17 protein-coding genes are annotated in these 17,574 nt (G+C 36.4%); 4 read left to right on the forward strand and 13 right to left on the reverse strand.

Going from position 1 to position 17,574, the window contains the following annotated elements:
* Positions 1–24: 24 nt before the first annotated feature.
* The 5 genes from ASG21_RS10315 to ASG21_RS10335 all read right to left on the reverse strand — a co-directional run bounded on the left by ASG21_RS10315 (position 25) and on the right by ASG21_RS10335 (position 2,927).
* Complete coding sequence (locus tag ASG21_RS10315) at positions 25–468, reverse strand: lipocalin family protein (protein WP_056079282.1); 444 nt, start codon at positions 466–468, stop codon at positions 25–27.
* Positions 469–555: 87 nt separating this feature from the next.
* Complete coding sequence (locus ASG21_RS10320; RefSeq protein WP_056079285.1) at positions 556–1,026, reverse strand: hypothetical protein; 471 nt, start codon at positions 1,024–1,026, stop codon at positions 556–558.
* Between the two features lies 1 nt (position 1,027).
* Entirely contained in the window at positions 1,028–1,684 is a 657-nt protein-coding gene (locus ASG21_RS10325; protein ID WP_056079288.1) for a GDSL-type esterase/lipase family protein, read from the reverse strand.
* A gap of 62 nt (positions 1,685–1,746) precedes the next feature.
* Positions 1,747–2,205: a hypothetical protein gene (locus tag ASG21_RS10330; protein ID WP_056079291.1), complete on the reverse strand. Its 459-nt coding sequence runs from the start codon at positions 2,203–2,205 to the stop codon at positions 1,747–1,749.
* A 122-nt stretch (positions 2,206–2,327) separates the two neighbouring features.
* Positions 2,328–2,927 (reverse strand): hypothetical protein, encoded by a 600-nt coding sequence (locus tag ASG21_RS10335; RefSeq protein WP_056079295.1) that lies wholly within the window; start codon positions 2,925–2,927, stop codon positions 2,328–2,330.
* Positions 2,928–3,070: 143 nt separating this feature from the next.
* Here ASG21_RS10335 and ASG21_RS10340 point away from each other — a divergent pair, with 143 nt between their 5' ends.
* Positions 3,071–5,605 carry a phosphoenolpyruvate carboxylase gene (locus ASG21_RS10340; RefSeq protein WP_056079300.1) on the forward strand — a complete coding sequence of 845 codons (2,535 nt, stop codon included), beginning with the start codon at positions 3,071–3,073 and terminating at the stop codon, positions 5,603–5,605.
* Between the two features lie 81 nt (positions 5,606–5,686).
* Here ASG21_RS10340 and ASG21_RS10345 read toward each other — a convergent pair whose 3' ends face one another.
* Positions 5,687–6,031 (reverse strand): hypothetical protein, encoded by a 345-nt coding sequence (locus ASG21_RS10345; protein ID WP_128414274.1) that lies wholly within the window; start codon positions 6,029–6,031, stop codon positions 5,687–5,689.
* Between the two features lie 32 nt (positions 6,032–6,063).
* Positions 6,064–6,570 carry a pyridoxamine 5'-phosphate oxidase family protein gene (locus tag ASG21_RS10350; protein WP_056079305.1) on the reverse strand — a complete coding sequence of 169 codons (507 nt, stop codon included), beginning with the start codon at positions 6,568–6,570 and terminating at the stop codon, positions 6,064–6,066.
* 226 nt (positions 6,571–6,796) lie between these two features.
* Here ASG21_RS10350 and ASG21_RS10355 point away from each other — a divergent pair, with 226 nt between their 5' ends.
* Together ASG21_RS10355 and ASG21_RS10360 are read left to right on the forward strand one after the other, a co-directional pair.
* Positions 6,797–7,006, forward strand: coding sequence for a hypothetical protein (locus tag ASG21_RS10355; RefSeq protein ID WP_056079308.1), 210 nt, complete (start codon positions 6,797–6,799; stop codon positions 7,004–7,006).
* Between the two features lie 107 nt (positions 7,007–7,113).
* Positions 7,114–7,749, forward strand: a complete 636-nt coding sequence (locus ASG21_RS10360; protein WP_241773486.1) for a Crp/Fnr family transcriptional regulator — start codon at positions 7,114–7,116, stop codon at positions 7,747–7,749.
* A 6-nt stretch (positions 7,750–7,755) separates the two neighbouring features.
* Here the strand turns inward: ASG21_RS10360 and ASG21_RS10365 are convergent, their stop codons facing one another.
* A complete protein-coding gene (locus tag ASG21_RS10365; RefSeq protein ID WP_056079311.1) occupies positions 7,756–8,349 on the reverse strand; it encodes a Crp/Fnr family transcriptional regulator in 594 nt (197 codons plus the stop codon).
* A 289-nt stretch (positions 8,350–8,638) separates the two neighbouring features.
* On the opposite strand from ASG21_RS10365, the gene ASG21_RS10370 reads away from it, so the two are divergent.
* A complete protein-coding gene (locus tag ASG21_RS10370; RefSeq protein WP_056079314.1) occupies positions 8,639–8,977 on the forward strand; it encodes a LuxR C-terminal-related transcriptional regulator in 339 nt (112 codons plus the stop codon).
* Between the two features lie 3 nt (positions 8,978–8,980).
* Here the strand turns inward: ASG21_RS10370 and pdeM are convergent, their stop codons facing one another.
* The 5 genes from pdeM to ASG21_RS10395 form a co-directional block, all read right to left on the reverse strand.
* A complete protein-coding gene (pdeM, locus tag ASG21_RS10375; protein ID WP_056079317.1) occupies positions 8,981–9,625 on the reverse strand; it encodes a ligase-associated DNA damage response endonuclease PdeM in 645 nt (214 codons plus the stop codon).
* Between the two features lie 103 nt (positions 9,626–9,728).
* On the reverse strand, positions 9,729–11,087 hold the full coding sequence (locus ASG21_RS10380; RefSeq protein WP_056079320.1) for a T9SS type A sorting domain-containing protein: 1,359 nt from the start codon (positions 11,085–11,087) through the stop codon (positions 9,729–9,731).
* Positions 11,088–11,415: 328 nt separating this feature from the next.
* On the reverse strand, positions 11,416–12,852 hold the full coding sequence (locus ASG21_RS10385; protein ID WP_128414275.1) for a LuxR C-terminal-related transcriptional regulator: 1,437 nt from the start codon (positions 12,850–12,852) through the stop codon (positions 11,416–11,418).
* 119 nt (positions 12,853–12,971) lie between these two features.
* On the reverse strand, positions 12,972–15,419 hold the full coding sequence (locus tag ASG21_RS10390) for a ligase-associated DNA damage response DEXH box helicase (protein ID WP_056079327.1): 2,448 nt from the start codon (positions 15,417–15,419) through the stop codon (positions 12,972–12,974).
* Positions 15,420–15,678: 259 nt separating this feature from the next.
* Positions 15,679–17,259, reverse strand: coding sequence for an ATP-dependent DNA ligase (locus ASG21_RS10395; protein ID WP_056079331.1), 1,581 nt, complete (start codon positions 17,257–17,259; stop codon positions 15,679–15,681).
* Positions 17,260–17,574: the final 315 nt, after the last annotated feature.

The raw sequence follows: 17,574 nt of genomic DNA on the forward strand, positions 1-17,574 counted from the left end.
ACTTCCGATCGGAAGTGTTTTTCGTTATTTTATAATTACAATGATAATTTTATCGTCAATGCCGTCGCCATCTTCATCGTCATAGTGACTTACGAACTGTAATTCGTTTTGCGTACGGCTTACGATTTCAATATTCTCACCATCGATAACCAATTTACTTGCGTTGTGGTCATAAGAGTAAGAAACAGTTTCAATTCCTGTGCTCACGCAGTTTCCGCTGATATTATTTTCAAAAATATTGGATACTACGGTGTTATTGGATTTAAAATCTAACGTACTGGATCTGTAACATGGTGAATAATCAGTATTTGAAAGAGTGACTCCCGTGCTTCCGGAAACCACAATCTCTCTTGCAGGATGCCATACGCCCACAAGCGAAAATTCATTGGTGAAATCGTCATCGTCATCAGTAGTACATGAATTGAAGATAAAGCCGGCAGCCAGGGCAAGTAATAAGAGTTTTTGCATAATTCTATTTAGTTACGTATGCAAATAAAAGAAATTTTTATCAAATATTAGTGAATTTAATAATGAGATTAATGATTTTACATTAAATCACTCATCATCATCTTCATAAAGAAAATTCAGTTCGTCGTCGCGTTGAACGTAATCTCTGGCGATTCCCGGCGGATTAAAGAGTCCCCAGTCGTCTACTATAAAATGTTTTGGATTGAAACCTTCAACCCATTCAGCAAACAAAATTCTGAATTCCTCCACCAGCTCACGCACCACTTTGTAATATTTGGCATCTTCAAATCCAAACATTTCAAGACAGTTGCCGCCCACCATAATATCTCTTGCTGCTTTTCTGATAATCGCTGCATTTTCCATTTTGATGTCATACAGTTTCACGGCTTCGGCACCGGAAATTTTCGCCTGAATAATCATGCTGTCGCCCAGAAGATTATGTTTTACTTCCTGCAGATAATCATTGTCTTCCGGAAATAAAGCTGTAATGGTTTTTAAAGCTTCATAAATTTCCTGAGATTTTTTAAAAATCGGAGTGTTTCTTGAAGGTCTGTCCATATTATTTCATATAGGGTGTCATTACAATGCTCCAGAGTCTGTAGCCTTCAGGTGTCATATGAAGCATGTCTTCCACAAAGAGCTCCTTGCGGACTGCTCCATTAGTATCGGCCATAATTCTTGTGATATCAATAAACTCAGCATTTTTTTCTCTCCACATAAATTTTGCAATCTGCTTGTTGGCTTCTCTCATCTGAGGCCATAAATGCGTTCTGCTTGGTGAATATTTTATAGAGATAAAATCAACTTCGATATTCGGGAATTTTTTGCGGATTTTCTTGTAGAAAGCTTTAAATCTGTCAATCACGACATCAGCTTCAAGTTTTGCATTGTCAGCAAAATCATTTTCACCACAGTAGACAATAATTTGTTTGGGTTGATAAGGGGATAATAAATCTTCAGCGTAAAAATTTAAATCTGTCAGCCTTGATCCTCCAAAACCTCTGTTGATAATGGTTTTGCCAAGAAAATACTCATTAACGTCTGTCCATTTTGTGAAAGATGAACTTCCTATTAACAATATTGAATTCTTTGCGGGAGGATTTTCCTGATCCTGTTTTTTGAATTCCTGAATTTCCTGCCAGTACATTGGTTTATCTTCCTGAGCAAAAAACAGGGCATACGTCATCAGTAAGAATACTGAAAAAAACTTCTTCATTAAATTAAATTTTAGAAGCATAAAGGTATAAAAAAACTCCCGAAAGGCTCGGGAGTGTTGTATTATCTTTTAAAAGTAACGTACGTAAAGTCTGCTTTCGTATCTCCGTTGAAATCGAAGTTTCCGGATTTTTGTTTTAATCTCAATTCGGAACTGCTAAGAATCACCACTTCATAAGGCATTGGGCCATCGTCCTCAAGATGTATTATCATTTCTTTCGTCTCTTCGTTGTAGGAGTATTTTCCTTTAGCAAGATCTATAGAGCATGTTACACCGGCACCAGAGTACGCATGATGAGACATTGTGAAATCAGTAAGGAAGGTTGTATAGCTTTTTGCATCGCATCCTGTTGGAACGATGGTGTTCAGTACAGTGGTGTTGTCGGCTCCGGAGATGATTTCAGTTTTTTCTGTCTTCCAGTCACCTTTCAGCAGATCCATTTCATATCCCAAAACGTCATCGTCTTTACATGAATTCAAAGCTAATGCGGAAAAGGCAAATAAAAGTAAGTGTTTTTTCATTTTCACAATTTTAAGAATGTGCTAAAATATAAATAAATTTGAAATATAAGTAATGAAAATCGGGATTTTTGGCTAAATCTTTGTAAAAACTTCTTTTTGTTTTAATTTTTCACCGGAACTTTCTATTCACAGGTCTTTTTTACGGTATAGATTCCATTACTCTGTTGCTTTATCTGTCCGTTTTTTCGTTTAATTGTAATTAAAAAAGATTCTTTAACGTCGGGACATTTTTTAGTTTTAAAAGTTTTCAGATAAAAATTCTGTTCATCTTTTTTGAAAGATCCGCCTTCAAAATGATTAATGTCTATTAAGAAACCGTGAGTATTGGCTATTAAAACGGCTTCTGCTATGTTATCTACTTCACCGATAAATTTTCGCAGATCTTTTTCGTCTGCAAAGTATTCAGGTCTGTCATTTTTGCAGGCAATAATATAATGAAAACAGTTTTCACCAACACATTTCTGAAAGAAACCTTTTTCAGGCACCGGTTCAAGAATGGTCATCGGCTCAGGATATTGGCTTTCGTACAAAACCGCCTTTTCAGGATCTGAATGATTAGTGAAGGCCTTCCAGTATGATAAATTTTCTGAAGGTTTTATAAACGGATATAGATTTTCTGCAGTATCAAATACGTCAGGAATCTTTTGGTAACCTACAGTCTGCACAGTCTGGCCCGAAAAAAGCTGAGATAGGAGCAATATAGCGAATCCTGATTTTTTCATGAATAGGGTTATACTTTTATAAATGTTAAAATTAATGATTAGATAATCAAATTCAGAAACACATCTGATAATCTGCTTTAAATTTAATAATTTTTAAATCTTAAAGCTATTATTTTTAAACATAAATCTATTACTTTTGTTGTATGATACACGACCAGCGCACAGAAAAATTCAGGCAGATTGTTGAAAACAAGTTTCAGATTTACAACTCACTCTTTATGAGTTTGCCCTATGATAAAATGACCAACATCGGGATGCTTCTTCCTTTTTTATATGAGGAAAGCAAAAATGGTTACGAAGCCGGCAAAACTCCCGAAGAAATTGTGGAAGAATTTTTTAAAAGTCATACCGATCTTCAGACAGAAGATCAGAAACTGGAGCTTTTATTTAAAATTATACAATATATAGAAAGGCAGGTCGTATTGTTTGACAGTATTGAGGATGCTGCTTTCCCAAGTCTGCACGCGGAAAATGATAACGGAACAGTCACTCATTTATATGAAAAGGCGATCAATAATCATGAACTGGAAAAAGTGCGTGAAAAGCTGGAAGATTTTAGTGTGAAAGTTGTATTTACGGCACACCCAACACAGTTTTATCCAAATTCTGTTCAAAAAATCATTCATGATTTAAGGGCAGCCATCACTTCAGACTCTATCACACAGATTGATACGCTGTTGCAGCAGCTTGGGAAAACGCCATTCGTCAATAAAGAGAAGCCAACGCCGATTGATGAAGCTTTAAGCATTATCACTTATCTCAGATTTGTGTACTATGAAACTGTGGGCGATTTATTTACCAAAATCAAGAGAACATTTTCAAATGATAATTTCCAGCTTCATGAGGACATTATTCAGCTGGGATTCTGGCCTGGCGGTGACCGTGATGGAAACCCTTTTGTGACCGCTGAAGTTACCAAAAGAGTTGCGTGCGAACTGCGTTCTGCCATTTTAAAATCATATTACAATCATTTGAAATTTGTCAGAAGAAGACTGAGTTTCAGAGGAGTTTCCGATATTTTGAGAGACCTGAGCGAAATGCTTTACGATGCTATTTTTAAGGATAATGCATTAACTGCTCAACAGATTCTTAAAAAAATTGACGAAGCAGAAGAGATTTTGGTAAAACACCACAACGGGCTGTTCCACGAAATTCTTTTAGGATTTAAAGACCGCGTGAAAATTTTTGGAACTCACTTTGCCACTCTGGATGTGAGACAGGACAGCAGGGTGCACCAGCAGGTGATTGATGCGGTCTACACAAAATTATTTGGCAGTGAAGAGGCTGATTACAAAATAAAATATTCAAGACTGATTGATATCTCAGAAAAAGTCGATATTAATGATTTTGAAGATATTGTAAAAGACACGCTTGAAACAGTTTGTCAGATCACAGAAATTCAGCAGCAGAACGGATTAAGAGGTATGAACCGTTACATTATTTCCAATTCTGACGATATTAAGGATGTGATGAATGTTTACGCATTTTTCAAACTCTGCGGTTACAAAGATGAAGATATTAAAATGGATATCGTTCCGTTATTTGAAACGATGGAAGGTCTTGCCAATGCCGAATCAGTGATGACGGAACTTTACAGTCATCCTGTCTACAAAAAACACGTAGAACACCGTGGACAACAGCAAACCATTATGCTTGGATTTTCAGACGGAACTAAAGACGGTGGTTACTTAAAAGCCAACTGGGAAATTTACAAAACCAAAGAAGTTTTAACTTCAATTTCAGAAAAAAACGGAATCAAAGTGGTGTTTTTTGACGGCAGAGGAGGTCCGCCTGCGAGGGGTGGAGGTAAAACCCATGATTTCTACGCGTCACAGGGAAAAACAATCGCCAATAATAAAATTGAATTAACCATTCAGGGACAGACAATTACGAGTATTTTTGGAAACAAAGAGCAGGCAACATTTAATTTTGAACAGCTTCTGACTGCAGGGGTAGAGAATGATGTATTTAAAAGCAGTAAAAAAGATCTGACGGATGCTGAGAGAAGTTTAATTTCTGAACTTTCGGAAATCAGCTTCACAAAATATTCAGATTTAAAGGCTCATCAGATGTTTGTACCGTATCTGCAGGAGATGAGTACGCTTCAGTATTACGGGAAAACCAATATTGGAAGCCGTCCTTCGAAGAGAGGAAGCGGTGATGAACTAAAATTTGAAGACCTTCGCGCCATTCCATTCGTTGGATCCTGGTCTCAGCTGAAACAGAATGTTCCCGGATTTTTCGGTTTTGGTTATGCTATGAATCAACTGAAAAAGGAGGGAAGGTTTGACGAAATCAAGCAATTGTATTCAGGTTCTGATTTCTTTAAAACTTTAGTCCTGAACTCGATGATGAGTATGAACAAGACTTATTTCCCTTTAACCTATTATATCAAAAATAACTCAAAATTTGGTGAATTCTGGACCATCCTTTTCGATGAATATCAACTTTCGAGAGATATTATGCTTGAACTTACAGGTTTTACCATTCTGCAACAGGAAGATCCGCTTTCGAGAAAATCGGTAAAAATCCGTGAGAAAATTGTTTTGCCGCTTCTGAGCATTCAGCAATATGCGTTGATGAAAATTCAGAAAGGTGAGGGAAATAAAGAAGCCTATGAGAAGCTTGTTACAAGATCGCTTTTTGGAAACATTAATGCGAGCAGAAATTCAGCTTAGACTTAGAAACAAAACTTTCATAAAAACAGCCCAAAAATTGAAATTTTTTGGGCTGTTTTATTTTAAATTATTGTGATCTGATTATTCTCCATTTAATCCCAGCATAATTCTGTTGAGATATTCCTGTTCTTTTAAAACCTTTTCATAAGACTGTTTGGCGTAAACCGGCGAAATTCTGTAGTTTTCTGAAAATGTATCAAAACCCTGATTCTCGACAAATCCCGAGAAATTTGCAAGATATTCTGATATAAAATTATCAATTAATTTTTTTCTGATTTCGCAGACAGTACTGCTTTTCATTCTCTGTAAAGAATTGAGAACAAAAGATTTATCTGACCCGAAACTGATAATTTGTGAAACTACTGATTTACTGCTTAAAACCGTTGCTTCCTGTACAACCGGCTTTGGATTATCTTCAAACATCATGATCTAAAGTTTTAAATTTAAACAGTTTTGAATCAAATTGTGGCTTTCCCTTCAACCCCGTCGGAATTGTCGCTTTTCTTTCCGCTCACGGCTGCAGCTACAAAACTCAGGAGACTTACCAGTTTGCCGGCCTTTGTGTCCCAGTAGTAGGTGTCTTTTGGCTCTACTCTGATAATGGAAACTGTAGGATCATCTTTACCGTCAAACCATGCATTGGCCATTGGAGACCATTTGTCTTCAATGGTGGAACGGTCTTTATAAACGAACGCTTCTCCGTAAATCGATAAATATTCAGAATTTGAATTATTCATGAAGTAAAGCATCACGCGGTTATCATCCTTGATCTCAAAATTTTTGTTGCTTGTGTCACTGCTGATGAACCACAGATTTCCAGAATCGTCGGTTTCCTGCAGACCCATTGGTCGGGAATTACCCGGGATCTTTCCCAGTTCTGTGCAGAACATGCAGATTTTAGCAGCTTCAGACAGTTCTTTGATTTTTTTAATTGCGTCTTCACGCATGAGATTTTCTGTAGACATAATATTAATATTTTAGTGTGTGATTTAATTTAGCAATTCAAAAAGCCGACCACTTTTTGCAAATTATTTTGAAATTTACACAAAAAATATATTATTTATTCAATATCAGTATATTAATTAATAAAATTTCAAAATTTGCGTACATACATGATTATAATCATAATCTGTTTTTGGCGATCTTTATATTTTAGCGTGCGAATTCAAAATCACATTTAAATCAAATTTTATGAAAAAGTACTTTTTAGTAGCGGCAATCGCTGCATTTACCTTAAGCTGTAAAGAAAAAAAAGAGGTAGAAAACAATACGACAAACATGTCTGATTCTACTGCTACCGATCCAATGGCTGCACCTGTAAACCCGATGCCTCAGGACACCGGAAACATGACTGCAGACTCAGCAAGCACCTCAAATATGAGGAAAGATTCTATGAAATAAAAGTTTGTTTCGTTATTTAATAATCACAATTCTATTCTTAAAAAAGAGTAGAATTGTTTTTTTATTTTAATACAAAATTTGTAAATTAGTTTAAAATTATTCTTTTTATGGCCGATACGCTTCCTGTAGCTAAGACACTGAGTTGTATGAAAATAGATGAAAAACTTCTCCTGTCTTTTGGTGGTGAAATAAAATCCTACTTACAAAATGAATTCGTCTTTAAAGAAGACGAAAAGCCGGTTTTTTACTATCAGATTATCAGTGGTAGTATAAAAGAAAATAATTACAATGAGCTGGGAAGTGAGTTTATTCAGAATATTCTGGGTTCAGACCAGAGTTTTGGTGATTCTTTTCTTTTCTTGCACAAAAATTACAATATAAATGCTGTGGCATTAACCGACTGCGAAATCATCAGGCTCAGGAAAGATGACTTTTTTAAACTCATTACCCAATATCCGGATTTATCTGTGGATACCAATAAATGTCTATCGCAGAGACTGTATTTCAAAACGGCTATGATTCAGAATCTCGCTTCACCACTTCCGGAAAAAAGAATTCTGGGACTTTTGGATTACTTAAAAAGTTTTCATAAAGATGATGATAAGTTTTCCTTCCTTGTAAAACTTACACGCCAGCAGATTGCAGATTTGATCGGCCTTCGCGTAGAGACGGTAATCCGAACTGCCAAAAAACTTGAGAGAGAGAACTTTCTGAAAATTGATTCAAGAAAGATTTATTACTGATTTAATTTAATAGAAAATCTTGCGGTTCTGAATTTTTAAAATTCCGGTTTTCTCCATTTTTTTTATTGCTCTGATCACGGTTTCTACGCTGAGACCTGTGATGGACGCAAGTTGCTGTCTTGTAAGCGGTACCTGCAGCGAAAATTCAGACTGATCTTTTTCATCGTCTTTAAGGTAATTCAGAAAAGCTGTGATTTTTTTCTCAGGGCTCTGTACCGCAATCGTCTGCATCATCACAAACTGATAATGCATGTATTCTGACAAATTGCTCATGATGGAAGGGTACAGGTTTTGATTTTCTTTCAGTAATTCCAGAAAAGATACTTTCGGAAGCCGCAGCACAGTGACATCGCTAATCGCAATACTGTTGATGCTGTATTTTTTCCTGGTGAAGAGATAAGATGTCCCCACACTGCTGTTTTCACCAACGATACCGTGGATAAATTCCTTACCGTTTTCTATGTAATTGTTGAGTTTAACTTTCCCTTCGGTAATATGATAAAAATAATTGGCAACTTCATTTTCAGAGAAAATTTTGTCGTCATTGTCATAAGACTTGTATTCGGCTCCGAATGAAAGCAGGAGGTCTTCAGAAATCATGTATAAATAAGCGGTTTGTCTACTGTGAAATTTTAAAAATGTAAAGAAAAAATATTTTTACTCACAAGTGAATTAATGTGGTACCACACAGATACCATAAAGCGTAATTTCATTGAAAAAATTCCTGTATTTGCAGTAAAACTACGTGATTTCAATCATAAAAACTAAATGAATAACAATAATATATTTGGATTACTTTAAAAAATCGTTTGAATAGGCGGGAAATAAAAAGTAAATGCAGTTCGGAAACTGTCTGTAAAAACCATAAAAAAAGGGGATAATTTTATATATGAACAACAAAAATTTAAATATTTCTAAGACTCAAAAGAATATTTTCACAGAAAATCAGGAAATCGTTGATCTCGCTAAAGACAATTCTCCAAGACTGCTGAATACCTGCAGATCAATGTTTCCTACATTTTTTGAAAACCTCAAGCAGATCAATCCCGATTTGAAAAAATCTGAACTGATTTTCTGTATTTACCTCAAGTTGGATTTTAGTACCAAAGAGATTGCGATCTATACTTTTGTGACACCAAAAGCTATACAGAACAGAAAAAACAGAATCAGAAAGAAACTGAATATAGCTTCCGATGTTGATATTTACAAATGGTTTGATGAGTTGTAATTTTTAAATTTCATAAATTTCGGCATCCGTAAAAACATAATATCTTCCTTTTTTAGGGAGATTTTTTGTATCGAGACCTGTAAACTCACTGAAAGCCGGAAGCAGCAGCTGATTTTCAGTCACTACAAAACAGGGCAGTTTAATTCTTTTAACTGCTGAATTAATCACATATCCCGGATGAATATGACCCGAAATCTGAAACTTTTCCTGCTTTCTGTCAAAATCGTGAATGAAAAGAAAATCTTCGGATTCATATTTTTCAGCTTTGAAATCAAGACATAATTTCTTGTCTAAAACTTTTGAAATCCGGTCATGATTACCTTCAATAAGATAGAATTTTAAGTCTGGAAACTGCTCTTTCCAGTTGCAGAATTCTGCCACTTCTGCATTATCACCGGCATGAAGAAGATCACCCACTACGATAAATTTTTCAGGCTGAAAAAATTCAATCAGTACGGATAAACGCTGAAGATCACTTTCAAAAACCTGATTGGCAAGAGCGATTCCGTTTTTTCTGAAGTGGGCTGTTTTCCCGATGTGGAGATCAGAGAGCACCAAAGCTTTTTCGTTTTCCCAGAACAGCGCACGCTGGTTGGTAAGAACAAAACTTTGATTTTTAATCTTAATTGCTTTTGTAGAAACTTTCATTTGAGCTTGCAAAGCTATCGCTTTTATTTCAGTTTAAACAAAAACAGAACCCTGAAAAACTTCAGGATTCTATTAAAAATTTAGGATTATATAGATGTGTGTTTTACTTTTTCAAAATTTTCTGCATGTGTTCTGATCCGTCTTCAAATTTCAGTTTTAAAATGTAATTTCCGGTGTTCAGATGAGAAACTGTAATCTTTTCACTGTCGAATACTGTATTTATTTTCTGTCCGACTGTACTGTACAATTCAGCAAATGCAATTTTTGCTTTTCCTTTTACGTAGATATAATCCGCTGCTGGATTAGGATAAATTGCAACATCTGATTTTTCAGCATCCTGAACGGAAAGCAGTGATGATGACGTAAATCGCTTAACTTTCACACCGTTGTCTACATATGCAAACACAACTTTATTATTAGAATCCACTGCAAGCTCGTTAAATGTTGCTGCTCCTTCAGAAATCACAGTACCTCCTATTTTATTCCATGCTGATGCGCCGGGATTAAGAGCATAAACCTGATTCTTTGAATGATTGGCATTCTGACTGTCCCAAATACTCGCTGCTGCATAAACTGTCCCGTCACCCGCCAGTGCAATTGAGGTATTATTTACGACAGAGTCTGAAAAATTTGCAGCTCCAACCTGTATCCAATTTGTGCCGTCAAACTTTTTTACGTTCAGTTTTCTTCCATCACCTGAAGCGGAAACGTAAGAAACAAAAGGAATATTATTACTGTCTAAAGCAAGATCAATGAAAGAATTATCTGAAGAATAGGCTGTAGCTGCATTTACACCTCCAACTAGAGTCCACGAATCTGTACTGCCCGCATTAACACTTATTTTGTAAACTTTCAAACCACTTGCTATCTGTGCTACATAAATAAAATTATCACTGCCAACAGCCATTTTTACATAAGTGGAACCTCCGGCAAATCCGGTATTTCCAACCTGCTCCCATGCTCCGTTTTTATATCTTTTTACCGTACCTGAACTTAGCGAGTGATGGGCAAAAAGATCACCGGACGAAGAAACAGCCAAGGCCTGGTAATTAATCTGTGAAGCGGCTGCATTAGGAAGCATGGACCATGCACCATTGCTGAATTTTCTTACTTCCATTCCGGCAGCCCCTGCCTGATTACTGTAATAGATGCTGCCCGCATTGTCCATTGCCATACAGCCATAAAGAGCTGTTGTTGCTGTAACTCCTGGAGAGCCGCCTACATAAGACCACGACTGGCCGTCAAACTGCTGTACAGATCCTTTAGCAACGCTCGTATCATAGTAAGATAGATAATAATTTCCGGAGCCTGTCGTTAGGAGGTTTAGCCAGCTGGCTCCAGCTGCAGAGACTGTACTGGAAGTTCCAACGTTTTCCCACTGTTGAGCATTGCCTTTCGCAGCAAGAAATAACAGGGCAGAAGCAATGATTGTTTTGCCCGAAAAAATAGTTTTGAATGTCATAGTTTTTGATTTTTAGAATTATAAAATAATAGTCAAAATTTTATCAGATTTTAAAAATGATTTTAAAGTCATTTCCTGTTCCTGATCACATTTACAAATCTAAAAGACCGAAAAAAGAAAACATAATTCTGAAGTACGTCATATATGTTTTTACATACTCATTACATACTTTTATCTAAAAAAATATAAAATAAGGTACGTGAAATTTTAATTCTTCTGAAAATCTGAAAGCCTTTGAGAAAAAATCAGCGGAAATTTTTGTTGTTATTATTAAAAAAAACCGTTAAATATTTAACAAAAAATTGATGATTTTATTAAATATAATATATCAAATAGTGTCAATATAATGGTAGATATCGATGTCTTGAGGAATATCAAGTTTTTTACGCAATCTGTATTTTTTGTTTTGAACCGTCCGTGTTTCTATAAAGGTATATTTAGCGATTTCTTTTGTGCTCAATTTTAGTTTTAGCATAGCACAGAATTCTCTTTCAGAAGGTTGCAGTTCGGGATATTTTTTGGAAAGATTAGAAATAAAATCGGGGAAAGCAATTTCAAAATTGATGAGAAATGAAGGATCATTCTTTTCCAGAAGTTCAATGAGCTGTTGAATGATTTCGGTTGACGGTCCTGTTTTTTCCTGTTTTGTTTCACCAAGATGAATTGGTGCAGATTTTCTTTTTTTGGTAAAATAATAGATCCCAAACGCACTGATAATGCCCATTCCTAAAGTAATGTAGAGGAAATACATTGGGCTTTTATTCTGCTGATCTTTCTCTTTGCTTAAAACTTTTTGTAAAGAATTGTATTTGCTGTTTAATATTTTCAGATCATAAGTCTCAGCTTTTGTACGGTAAAATTCAGCACTGTCTTTCTGATTTAATGCAGAATATATTCTCTGAAGTGGAAGGTATATCTCATTTAAATTTAGATCAGTCCCGTTGGATTTATTAATTTTCAGAGCTTTATGAAAATAATAGATTGCTGATTTAAAATCTTCTTTTTTCTCAAAATAATTTCCGAAAACGGTGTAGTTGGTGATTAAATTCCGGTTGTCAGCTTCTTGTTGTGGCCGTATAGCAAAAGATTTGTCGGCGAACATTTTGGCAGAATCTATATCGATCTGAAGATAAATATTGGCAATATTTGAGTAATTCAGGTACTGAAAAGCGTTTCTTTTATCTTCATCTTCTATCTGATTTCCGTTTTCAATAACCTGTAAAATCTTTTTCGCGGCTTCTTTGGGCTGTTTTTTATCAAGATAAATGTTGGCGAAACTGCTCAGTACATTGGCTTTTGCAAAAAATACCTTTTCACTCTTCTGATCTGCTTTTTCCAGAAGTTCGTAGGCATTATTCAGATTTGTGATGGCGAGGTCAGGAAGATTGTTGATGGAATACGTCTCGGCGAGGTACACGTGAGCCATAGATTCGAAATAGTAATCCTGAAGATTGGCTGATACTTTCTTTAATTTTTCTGCCTCCACAATAAGGCTGTCTGTGAGGTTTTTACTGTAGAAATACCTGCATTTTCTGTCCAGGATTTTCATTTCAGCTTTTCCATCTTTTAAAGTTTTCGAAAGTCTGAGAAGTTCCGGAAGCTGCTGGAAAGCCTGATCAATATTGTTGCGGTAAAGTTTAGCGTTCTCATCCAGTCTGCGGCCGAGTTCCTTTGCAGCGTTTTTATTCTGTCCGTGCAAAACTCCACTCAATAGCAGAAAACAGCCTGAAAAAAATAGTATTTTAATGGCCTGAGAAAAATTCACAAAAACTTAATTTTAATTTATTGAGTAAATGTATAGAAAAAGAAAGAATTTATGAAATATTAGGCACAATATTGTCTGTTATACTAAAAATAATCTGCGAAAAACTGAATTAAATTAATTTACTTAATCTTTTTAGCCTGCTGAATCAGCTTTTGAATTCTTGAATCCAAATCTTCACTCGTCAAAGTCTGTCTCAAACTGTCAACCTTAATCGGAAAACTTAATGGTGTAAAGGCGTTGGCGAACTTCAGTACAAACTTTGATTTTTCAATCCGCTTAAAAGCTTCCACTAATCTTTGCTCCTGCAACTGCATATTAAAAACTTCCGTATAAGCTTGTCTCACGAGAAAATGATTGGGGTCATAATCTTCGAGAACTTTAAAAATCAATCCGGCTGAACTTTGTAAAGCTTTATTCGAACGTTGCTGTCCGGGGAAATTCTGCACGACCATTCCCGAAATCACCGCAATATCTCTGAATTTACGGCTAGCCATTTCTGCTGAATTGATACTTGAAATCACATCAATCATCAGATTATCTCTGGTTAGAATTCTATCTAAATTATCTTCAGTCACAGGAATTTCTTTGTCGCTGAACAGTTCAAAACCGTAGTCATTCATCGCCATCGAAAAAGAAATCGGAGCCAGTTTGGAAATTCGGTAGGCAATCAAAGCTGCCATCACTTCGTGCACCAAACGCCCTTCGAATGGGTACATAAACAAATGATAACCTTCGCGGTTTTTAATTAATTCAATCAAAAATTCATCTTCTCTCGGAATGTGCGAACGCTTTTCCTGATTAGCTAAAAGCGGATGTAAAAACTTCAGTTCTTTTTCAGAAGCTTTTGGATTTAATGCTCCCGACAATTTTTCTCTTAAAAAATGACCCAGATTTGAACTTAAAGGTAATCGTCCACCAAGATAGCTCGGAGCCTGCGCTTTTCCTTTGGAAGCCCGCACGAAAACCGTCATATCTTTTATCATCGCCACTTCCAAAACCCGTCCGGCCAGAATAAATTTCTCTTCTTTTTTCAGTCTTGAAATAAAATATTCCTCGACCATCCCGATGTAACCGCCGGAAATAAATTTAACTTTCAGCATCGCATCGCTGACAATCGCACCCATATTCATCCGGTGGAGCATCGCGATTTTTCTGGAAGTCACTTTGTGCAAACCATCTTCCATCACGACAACTTTGTGATATTCTTCGTAGCTTTTTAAAGCACTTCCACCAATCGTGAGGAAATCAATCATTGCCTTCCATTCCTCATCTCTGATTTCCTGAAAAGTATAGACTTTTTTAATTCTTTCGTAAACTTCGTTGGGTAAAAATCCATCACCAATAGCCAACGTCATCAGAAACTGAACCAGGACGTCGAAACACAAAACTACAGGTTCTCGAGGCTCAATGACTTTCTGTTTTACAGCTTCTTTTAAAGCCGCAACTTCAATCAGTTCTAAAGAATGAGTGGGAACACAGAAAATTTTTGAGGTTTCAAAAGGGGAGTGGCCACTTCGTCCCGCACGTTGCAGAAATCTCGCAACACCTTTCGCAGAGCCAATTTGAATGACCGTATCAACAGGTTTAAAGTCAATTCCCAAGTCCAAAGATGATGTGGAAACGACGGCTTTCAGTTTTCCTGAACTTAAATTTTCCTCAATCCAAATTCTCAAATGTGCATCAATCGAACTGTGGTGAATCGCGATTTGTCCGGCAAAATCTGGGTAGGCATTCAGCAAAAGCTGATACCACATTTCACTCTGACTTCTTGTATTCGTGAAAACAATAGTCGATTTTGATTCTAAAATAATAGGAACGACTTTATCGGCTAATTTTTGTCCGAGATGCCCTGCCCAGGGCAACAGTTCAACTTCGTCCGGAAAAACCGAAATGATATCGATTTTCTTGAGTTCTTTCGCCGTAATTTTTGTTTTCTTAATATCATAAGGAATCAAAACATCCTGCGCCTCATCGAGGTTTCCGATGGTTGCCGTGATTCCCCAAATTTTAAGTTTCGGAACATAATGAAAGAGCTGTGAAATTCCCAGTTCGACCATCACGCCCCGTTTTGAACCCAGCAATTCGTGCCATTCATCTACCGCAACACAATGCATATTGGTAAAAAATCTCTGATGATTTTTCTGTCCTAAAAGTAAATGGAGACTTTCAGGTGTGACCACCAGAATTTCGGGCATATTTTTTACCTGCTGTTGACGGACTTTCGGGTCGGTATCGCCGTTTCTTACGCCAACTGCCCAATCTAAACCAATCTCGTCAATTGCTTCCTGCATTGCTTTTGCGATGTCTTTGGAAAGAGAACGAAGAGGAGTAATCCAAATCATTTTCAGTCCTTTTTTGTACTTGTCGGGATTCGTCAAAAAATCAGAAACCAAAGCTAAAAATACCGAAAACGTTTTCCCAAAACCCGTCGGAGCTACCACCATTCCACTATATCCACTGCCAAATTTCTTCCAGGTATCGACCTGAAATTTAAATGGCGAGTTGCCTTTTTCCATCATCCAGTTTTGAATGATTTTAAAGCCTTCGGTATTTTCGTAGGTGCTCATTTTTACCACATAATTTTTCTTACTGTAACCACAAAAGTCACAAAAGATAAGTTTTGATTATATCTATTTAAAGTTCAAAAAAGGAAGATGCTTAATTTTTTACTTTCTTATTTTCACCACAAAAGTCACAAAAGAAAAGTTTTAATTAATACTTTTTAAAGTTCAAAAAAGCCTTTTGTATCAGCTTTTTAGAACTTCTGATTCTCATTAATTAAAACAATTACAAAAACTTTTGTGACTTTTGTGGTTTAAATCAAAGCTACTGTATCAATTTCTTAATCTCTTCAATATCATCAATATCATTCACGGTTTTGTCTTTCCGCCATCTTAAAATCCTTGGGAAACGCAATGCCACACCGCTTTTGTGTCGGTTACTGAAGCCAATTCCTTCAAATGCAATTTCGAAAACCAACTCAGCTTTCACAGTTCGCACAGGACCGAATTTTTCAATCGCATTTTTATTGACAAACTTGCTCACTTCCATTATCTCTTTATCCGTCAATCCGGAGTATGCTTTGGCAATCGTAACCAATTTATCGCCACTTTTTACGGCAAAACTATAGTCGGTGTAATAGGCGCTTCGTCGTCCGCTACCTTTTTGGGCATAAATCAAAACAGCATCAATCGTCAACGGACTGATTTTCCACTTCCACCAGTCACCTTTTTTCCGTCCGGAATGATAATGAGAATTTTTCTGCTTCAGCATCAGACCTTCACTGTTGATTTCCCTTGAATTTTCTCTGATTAAATCTAATTTGCTCCAATCATCGAAATCAATCGCCTGAGAAATTTTAATGTTTCCCGGCTCTTCATTTAATAATAATTCTTCCAACATTGCTCTTCTTGCTGAGATAGGCTTTTCCCTTAAATCAGTTCCTTCCAGTTCCAGAATATCATATGCAAAAACTTCAATCGGAATTTCAGCGAGCATTTTTTTAGTTAAAGTTTTACGGTTCAAACGTTTTTGTAATTCATTAAAATTTAAAACATTACCTTCCATTACCGCAAGTATTTCTCCATCTATCACAAAGTTACCTTTCATCGCTTTCACGGTCTCGGCAATCTCGGGAAACTGCTCAGTGACCAATTCTTCACCACGCGACCAGATGAAAACTTCACCGTTTCGTCTGATAATTTGTCCACGGATTCCGTCCCACTTATATTCAATGAGCCATTCTTCAGGTTTTCCCAAATCTTCCAGCTCTTTTTCCAGTGGATAAGCCAAACAGAATGGGTAGGGTTTTGAGTTGTCGGGATTTATATTTTCAGCAGAAATCAGCTCCTGAAACGAAACTTCATCAGGTTGCCATTTTCCCATTAAACTGTGCATCAACGTGCTTGCTTCCTGTCCTGAAAACTTGGTCAGAGAATTAATCAGAGTCTTCGAGGAAACCCCAATTCTGAAACTTCCACCCAGTAATTTATTAAAAATCAACCGTTCGGTATAATCCAAACCGTTCCAGGAATTAAGAACAAATTCTTTTTTCTCAGCTTCGGCTTTCGTTTTCAGTCCGATGATTTCCGTCATCCATTCAGATAAAGTTTTCTCTATTTTTTCAGTGGGAGGCGGAAGAATCAAGGATATCGTTTCACCCAAATCGCCGACTGAAGAATAACTTTCCTGAAAGAGCCAAAAAGGAAGTTGGGTAATTTCCAATGCCCATTCTTTCATATAGTTGGTGTTCACATTTCGCTTGGGTCTTTTTCCGGTAAACAGGGCGATAAACCACAATTTATCATCATCAGGCGCACGCTCAAGATAATCGATGATGGCATCGATTTTAGCGTTGGTTTTATTCGTACTTTCCAGAGCGTTGATGAGTTCTGCGAAATTTTTCATTGCTTATCTTTTGTTTAATTTGGGCAGCTTTGAACTTCGTTTGTAAATTTCGATAAAGTCTTTGCTTCATCTCATTTATGCCTTCCGTTCTCAATCTTTTTTTGCAAGAAGTTTTGTCTTTAATTGAAGTTTCATTTTATGCAAAAAAAAGGATTTCCACTCAAGTCGGGCTGCGAGCAATTCGATGTTTAAAAATTAATAGGTCACTCCTAAGGAGCTCTTATAATTCTTATTCTATTCTGTTATTAGCAGTTCGCTCGTACGGAGCTGTTAATAATATTCAACATTTTTCAATGTGATATCTGTTTTTGAAGT

The organism is Chryseobacterium sp. Leaf394, from assembly GCF_001424105.1.
Taxonomy (GTDB): domain Bacteria; phylum Bacteroidota; class Bacteroidia; order Flavobacteriales; family Weeksellaceae; genus Chryseobacterium.

Excerpts from the sequence above, each read along its gene's own strand:
- ASG21_RS10380 (WP_056079320.1), bottom strand. The coding sequence starts at position 11,087 with ATGACATTCAAAACTATTTTTTCGGGCAAAACAATCATTGCTTCTGCC.
- ASG21_RS10370 (WP_056079314.1), top strand. The coding sequence starts at position 8,639 with ATGAACAACAAAAATTTAAATATTTCTAAGACTCAAAAGAATATTTTC.
- ASG21_RS10345 (WP_128414274.1), bottom strand. The coding sequence starts at position 6,031 with ATGATGTTTGAAGATAATCCAAAGCCGGTTGTACAGGAAGCAACGGTT.
- ASG21_RS10330 (WP_056079291.1), bottom strand. The coding sequence starts at position 2,205 with ATGAAAAAACACTTACTTTTATTTGCCTTTTCCGCATTAGCTTTGAAT.
- ASG21_RS10320 (WP_056079285.1), bottom strand. The coding sequence starts at position 1,026 with ATGGACAGACCTTCAAGAAACACTCCGATTTTTAAAAAATCTCAGGAA.
- ASG21_RS10335 (WP_056079295.1), bottom strand. The coding sequence starts at position 2,927 with ATGAAAAAATCAGGATTCGCTATATTGCTCCTATCTCAGCTTTTTTCG.
- pdeM (WP_056079317.1), bottom strand. The coding sequence starts at position 9,625 with ATGAAAGTTTCTACAAAAGCAATTAAGATTAAAAATCAAAGTTTTGTT.
- ASG21_RS10355 (WP_056079308.1), top strand. The coding sequence starts at position 6,797 with ATGAAAAAGTACTTTTTAGTAGCGGCAATCGCTGCATTTACCTTAAGC.
- ASG21_RS10395 (WP_056079331.1), bottom strand. The coding sequence starts at position 17,259 with ATGAAAAATTTCGCAGAACTCATCAACGCTCTGGAAAGTACGAATAAA.
- ASG21_RS10390 (WP_056079327.1), bottom strand. The coding sequence starts at position 15,419 with ATGAGCACCTACGAAAATACCGAAGGCTTTAAAATCATTCAAAACTGG.
- ASG21_RS10350 (WP_056079305.1), bottom strand. The coding sequence starts at position 6,570 with ATGTCTACAGAAAATCTCATGCGTGAAGACGCAATTAAAAAAATCAAA.
- ASG21_RS10315 (WP_056079282.1), bottom strand. The coding sequence starts at position 468 with ATGCAAAAACTCTTATTACTTGCCCTGGCTGCCGGCTTTATCTTCAAT.
- ASG21_RS10365 (WP_056079311.1), bottom strand. The coding sequence starts at position 8,349 with ATGATTTCTGAAGACCTCCTGCTTTCATTCGGAGCCGAATACAAGTCT.
- ASG21_RS10340 (WP_056079300.1), top strand. The coding sequence starts at position 3,071 with ATGATACACGACCAGCGCACAGAAAAATTCAGGCAGATTGTTGAAAAC.
- ASG21_RS10360 (WP_241773486.1), top strand. The coding sequence starts at position 7,114 with ATGGCCGATACGCTTCCTGTAGCTAAGACACTGAGTTGTATGAAAATA.
- ASG21_RS10325 (WP_056079288.1), bottom strand. The coding sequence starts at position 1,684 with ATGAAGAAGTTTTTTTCAGTATTCTTACTGATGACGTATGCCCTGTTT.